At 75.2% G+C, this 5,184-nt stretch carries 4 protein-coding genes and 1 pseudogene; 1 reads left to right on the top strand and 4 read right to left on the bottom strand.

Annotation, left to right across the window (positions count from 1 at the left end; all coding sequences use genetic code 11):
- The 3 genes and pseudogenes from V7793_RS32990 to egtA form a co-directional block, all read right to left on the bottom strand.
- Nucleotides 1-212, bottom strand: a pseudogene (locus tag V7793_RS32990) (class II glutamine amidotransferase); the annotation flags it as partial.
- Entirely contained in the window at nucleotides 212-1,537 is a 1,326-nt protein-coding gene (gene egtB, locus V7793_RS32985; RefSeq protein WP_336013388.1) for an ergothioneine biosynthesis protein EgtB, read from the bottom strand. The pseudogene V7793_RS32990 and the gene egtB, both read right to left, overlap by 1 nt.
- Entirely contained in the window at nucleotides 1,534-2,868 is a 1,335-nt protein-coding gene (gene egtA / locus V7793_RS32980; RefSeq protein WP_336013387.1) for an ergothioneine biosynthesis glutamate--cysteine ligase EgtA, read from the bottom strand. The genes egtB and egtA overlap by 4 nt, the downstream gene beginning before the upstream one ends.
- Nucleotides 2,869-2,963: 95 nt before the next feature.
- Here egtA and V7793_RS32975 point away from each other — a divergent pair, with 95 nt between their 5' ends.
- Nucleotides 2,964-4,265 (top strand): cytochrome P450, encoded by a 1,302-nt coding sequence (locus V7793_RS32975; protein ID WP_336013386.1) that lies wholly within the window; start codon nucleotides 2,964-2,966, stop codon nucleotides 4,263-4,265.
- On the opposite strand, the gene V7793_RS32970 is transcribed toward V7793_RS32975, so the two are convergent.
- Nucleotides 4,243-4,998, bottom strand: a complete 756-nt coding sequence (locus V7793_RS32970) for a bestrophin-like domain (protein WP_336013385.1) — start codon at nucleotides 4,996-4,998, stop codon at nucleotides 4,243-4,245. The genes V7793_RS32975 and V7793_RS32970 overlap by 23 nt on opposite strands.
- Between the last annotated feature and the right edge of the window lie 186 nt (nucleotides 4,999-5,184).

The following is a 5,184-nucleotide window of genomic DNA, read 5'->3' as shown; positions in this document are numbered from 1 at the left end:
GACAGGTCGGCCCAGACGGGGCCGGCGCGCCGGTAGCGGGCGGGCACCGGGTCGCCTTCGGCGTACCAGCCGACGCCGAAGCCGTCCGCGTTCACCGTGCCGTGGCGCTGCCGCCGCGGCGCCCAGGACTGGCGCACCAGGGAGTGCGGCGGATCGGCGAGGCTCGCGCCGATGGGCTCCTGCGGGCCCAGGACGGCGATGTGACGGCACATCAGGCGGGCTCGGCGTCGCGTGCGGTGCGGAAGCCGGCGAAGATCTGCCGGCGGACCGGCAGGTCCCAGTTGCGGAAGGTGCCCCGGCAGGCGACGGGGTCCACGGCGAAGGACCCGCCGCGCAGCACCTTGTGGGCGCTGCCGAAGAACACTTCCGAGTACTCCCGGTAGGGGAAGGCCCTGAAGCCCGGGTAGGGCAGGAAGTCGCTGGACGTCCACTCCCACACGTCGCCGATCAGCTGCCGGACGCCCAGCGGCGAGGCGCCCCCGGGGTACGCCCCGACGGGAGCCGGGCGCAGGTGGCGCTGGCCGAGGTTGGCACGGTCGGGGGTGGGGTCCGCGTCGCCCCACGGATAGCGCAGGGAGCGGCCCGGGCCGGGGTCGTGGCGGGCGGTCTTCTCCCACTCGGCCTCGGTGGGCAGCCGCCGCCCGGCCCACGCGGCGTAGGCCGCGGCCTCGTACCAGCTCACGTGCAGGACCGGCTCCTCGGGCGGCACGGGTTCGACGGTGCCGAAGTGCCGCCGCAGCCAGCCGGAGCCCGAGCGCCGCCAGAACAGCGGGGCCGTCAGCTCGTGGGTGCGGACGTGCCGCCACCCCTCGGGGTGCCACCAGCGCGCGTCCCCGTAGCCGCCGTCCTCGATGAAGCGCAGGTAGGCGGCGTTGCTCACGGGCAGCGTGTCGATGAAGAACGACGGCACGAAGCGGTGGTGGGCGGGCCGTTCGTTGTCCAGGGCCCACGGCTCGGCCGAGGTCCCCATCGTGAACGGGCCTCCCTCGACCAGCACCTCGGGCGGCAGCAACGCGGCGTCCGGCGGGGCGGGCGGCGGGGCGGGCGCGCCGAGCGCGGCCGGGCCCCGGCGCAGCTGGTGGGTGATCAGCATGGTCTCGTCGTGCTGCTGCTCGTGCTGGGCGATCATGCCGAACGCGAAGCCCGACGCGGTCAGCGGACGGCCGTCGAGCGGGGCCGCCTCCAGCACGTCCAGGACCCGGCCGCGGACGTCGGCGACGTAGCTGCGCGCCTCGGCGGGCGGCAGCAGCGGCAGCGCGGGCCGCGCGGCTCTCGGGTGCTCGAACGCGTCGTAGAGCCGGTCCAGTTCGGGGCGCAGCGCCTCGTGCCCGCCCACGGCGCGCAGCAGCCACTGCTCCTCCTGGTTGCCGATGTGGGCCAGGTCCCACACCAGCGGGGACATCAGGGGCGAGTGCTGGGCGGTCAGGTCGCGGTCGCCGACGCAGCCGGTGAGGAGTCCGGTGCGCGCACGGGCGCGGAGCAGGGCGTCCGTGGCGCGCCGGCGGAGGACGTCGGGGTCCGGGCCGGGTGCGGTCATACGGGGTTCTCCTTGCCGGGGACGTGGTCCTCGCCGGTGCCCGGGGCCCTGCCGCCGGCCCGCTTCCCGCCGGTGAACCGGTCGAGGAGGTCGTCGGCGGGGCAGCGGCCGCGGTCGACGTACCGCGCGGTGAAGGCGTCGACGGCGTCCAGGATGCGGGGGCCTGCGCCGAGCCGGGGCAGGGCCTCGCGGGCGGCGGCGAAACAGGTGACGGCGGCGGCGTGCAGCTCGGGGTCGGCCAGGCCGTGGCGGGCGGCGTTGCGCCAGAGCGCGTTGCGGGGAGCGGGCTCCGGGCCCGCCGTGTCCGCGAGGGCCTTCACGGCCCGGTAGGAGGTCTCGGCGGCCACGGGGTCGTCGAAGAGGGCGGCCGTGACGGCCAGCGGCACCAGCCAGCCGTCCTCGCCGGGCTGCGCGTCGATCATGCGCAGCTCCAGGTGGCCCCGGGGCCGCACCGGGGGGAACAGCGTGGTCAGGTGGTAGGCGACATCGTCGTCGGTGACGGGCCGGGGGTGTCCCGTACGGGTCCAGCCGCGCAGGTCCAGACCCCAGGGCGGCTCCCACGGGCCCTCGTCGCGGCGCACGCACATGATCCGGGCGTCCAGGGCGTACGCGGCCCACGCCGCCCGCGGGTCGAGGTCCTCGGGCGGGGCCAGGGTGCGGCCCGGGTCCATGCGCTCGTAGCAGGCCTGGCGGGTGGAGCGCCAGCCGGTGGGGCGGCCCCCGTCGAGGGGGGAGTTGGCGAACGCGGCGACGAGGACGGCGCCCAGCAGGTGCGCCAGCCGCCAGCGCCGGCCGAAGCCGAGCGGCCCGGGCTCCTCGTGCCCGGCGTCCACGCAGACCTGCACCGAGGCGGTCTTCGTCATCACGGTGCGCCCGGCGCCGCCCCAGTGGTCGTGGAAGTCCTCCATGGCCCGGTAGCGGGGCGTGGCGAGGACGCGGCGCGGAGGGTGCCAGGGGTCCTTGCCGTAGCCGGCGAGGGAGAGGCCGAGGGAGCGGAGCGCGGGGCGGGCCGTGGCCAGATCGGCGGAGACTTCCTCCGCACAGGCGGTGAGGGACTCCGCGGGCCGGGAGCTGAACTCCAGCTGGCCGCCGGGCTCGATGGTGATCAGGGATTTCAGGGGCAGCGCCCGCAGCCGGTCGGCGGCGGCTGCCAGGACGCGGGGGGAGACGGGCCGGGAGGGATCCTGCAGGTCGTGGACGAGCCATTCCAGCTCCACGCCGAGGAACCGCGGCGGGCCCGTCTTGAAACAGATCCCGCGGACCAGGGCGTCCGCCTCCGCTTCGTCGACGACGCGGGGCGGGCCCGCCCTGTCGAACCTGGTTTCCGTCACTGTCCGTACCTCCGTCCGCCGTACCGGCCGATGGTCACCCCCACATTGTGGCGAGCCCTTGACTCGCCCGCCAGAGGAGGGTCTACGGTCCCCGCGTGACCGTAGAACAGGTGACCGCCGACGTCTTCCTGCCCGGCACCTACGCCCGCGGCGTGCCGTACGCCCGCTTCCGGGAGCTGCGGGAGAACAGCCCCGTGTGCCGGATCGGCGAGCCGGCCGTCGGCCCCTGGCCGCCGGGCCGGGGCTTCTGGGCAGTCTTCCGGCACGCCGACGTCAAGCACGTCCTGCGCAGCCCGGAGACGTTCTCCTCGCACCTGGGCGCCACCCAGCTGCGCGACCCGGACACCGAGGCGGACCTGCGGTTCGTCCGGACCACGATGCTCAACCAGGACCCGCCCGGCCACGGCAGGCTGCGCCGGATCGTCGCCTCGGCCCTCACCCCGCGCGCCGTCCGCGAGCTGGAGGCGGTGATCGAGGCGCGGGCCCGGGCGCTGGTCGGCCGCATCGCGGAACGCGGCGAGGCGGACTTCGCGGAGCTCTCCGCGGAGCTTCCCGTACGCACCCTGGCGCACGTCCTGGGCGTGCCGCAGGAGGACGGGGCGCTGATCCACGACTGGGCGAACCGGATCGTCGGCTACCAGGACGCGGACTACGCGCTGTCGGACACGGCCGCCCGGGAGAGGCTCACTCCCATGGGGCGCGCGGCCCTCGCCCGCCGCCCCGCCCCGCGGACCCGCCCCGACGGCCGCCCGGTCAACCCCCGCTCGCGCGAGGCGCTGGCCGACATGTTCCACTACGCCCATGCCCTGGCCGAGCGGCCCGCGCCCGGCAGCGTGATGGCGCTGATGCGCGAAGGCGGCCTCACCCGGGACGAGTTCGAGATGATGTTCTTCCTCTTCGCCGTCGCGGGGAGCGAGGCTCCGCGCAACGCCCTACCCGGCGGCCTGCTGGCGCTCCTCGACCACCCGGACCAGTTCGCGCTCCTGCGCGGCAGGCCGGAGCTGGTCCCCTCGGCCGTGGAGGAGATGCTGCGCTACTGGCCGCCGGTCGTACACTTCCGGCGCACCGCCGCCCACGACACCGAGCTCGGCGGGCAGCTCATCCGGCGCGGCGAGAAGGTGGCCGTCTTCCACCCCTCCGCCAACCGCGACGAGCGCGTCTTCCCCGACCCGGACCGCTTCGACGTCACCCGCACCCCCAACGACCACGTCAGCTTCGGGTACGGCCCGCACTTCTGCCCCGGCGCCCACCTCGCCCGCGCCCAGATGCGCGCCGTGCTGCGGGCCGTCCTGGACCGGCGGCCGGGCCTGGAGCGGGCGGGCGAGCCGGTGCGCCTGACGTCGAACTTCCAGAACGGCCTCAAGCACCTGCCCGTCAGATGGCGAACAGATCGGTGAACGGCGCGGTGGAATCGGCGACGGCGTGGCCGAAGGGCGAGTTGAAGTCCCAGATCAGGAAGAGCAGGAAGGCGATCAGGGCGCTGTAGAGACCGGCCAGCAGCAGCTCGCGCGGCGAGCGCCGGATCTGCAGCGTGAAGATCAGGCCCACGGCGATCAGCGCGCCCGCGACCAGGCCGAACCACACCACGCCCGGCATGGTGTCGCCCGCGCTCTGCGCCCGGGCGTTGCGCGCGGCGTCCGCGGCGCCGATCTGGTCCAGCAGCGGCTGGTAGGACTGGCCCTCGTGGTCGTTGCGCGGCTCGTACGAGGTGAGGTCCTCGCGCACCTTGTCCAGCAGCATGGCGCCGCGGTCGGTGAGCTCGCCGCGCTTGAGCATCACCGGCCACTCCTTGTGCACCACGTAGCTCACATAGGTGTTGACGTCCTCGCGCGCCTGGTCCCGGGCCGCCGGCGCGTACGCCTGGACCCGCTCGGTGACCTCGTGCAGCGCCTGGGCCTCGGCGCGGACCTGGTCCTGCGCGCTGTTGCGGGCCTCCCAGACGCCGGCGATGGCGAGGCCCAGCACGATGGCGTAGACAACGCCGATCATCATCGTCATGTACTCGATGACGTCGGGCGTCTCGGTCGGGTCGTCGTCCTCGCCGCGCCTGCGCTCCCGGAGCACGGTGATGGTCAGCACGACCGCGCACGCCGCGGCCATGGCGAGGACCAGGACCAGCCACTCGGACAAGGGAAACCTCCGGAAGACGAGAGCGGGGGGAACCGGGAACGGGACGGCGGGCGGTGCGGACGACCACGCCGCCGGGGTGTACGGACGTCAGCCGCGGCGGCCGCCGCCACCGCCGCCCCGCGGCCGCAGCATCGCCGCGGCGAGCACGGCCGGCGTGGTCAGCAGCAGGGTGAGGGTGACCAGGGA

The sequence above is a fragment of the Streptomyces sp. KLMMK genome (assembly GCF_036961605.1).
GTDB classification, from domain to species: domain Bacteria; phylum Actinomycetota; class Actinomycetes; order Streptomycetales; family Streptomycetaceae; genus Streptomyces; species Streptomyces telluris.
The sequence above is the reverse complement of the archived record's forward strand: the minus strand, read 5'-3'. Positions and strand labels throughout refer to the sequence as shown.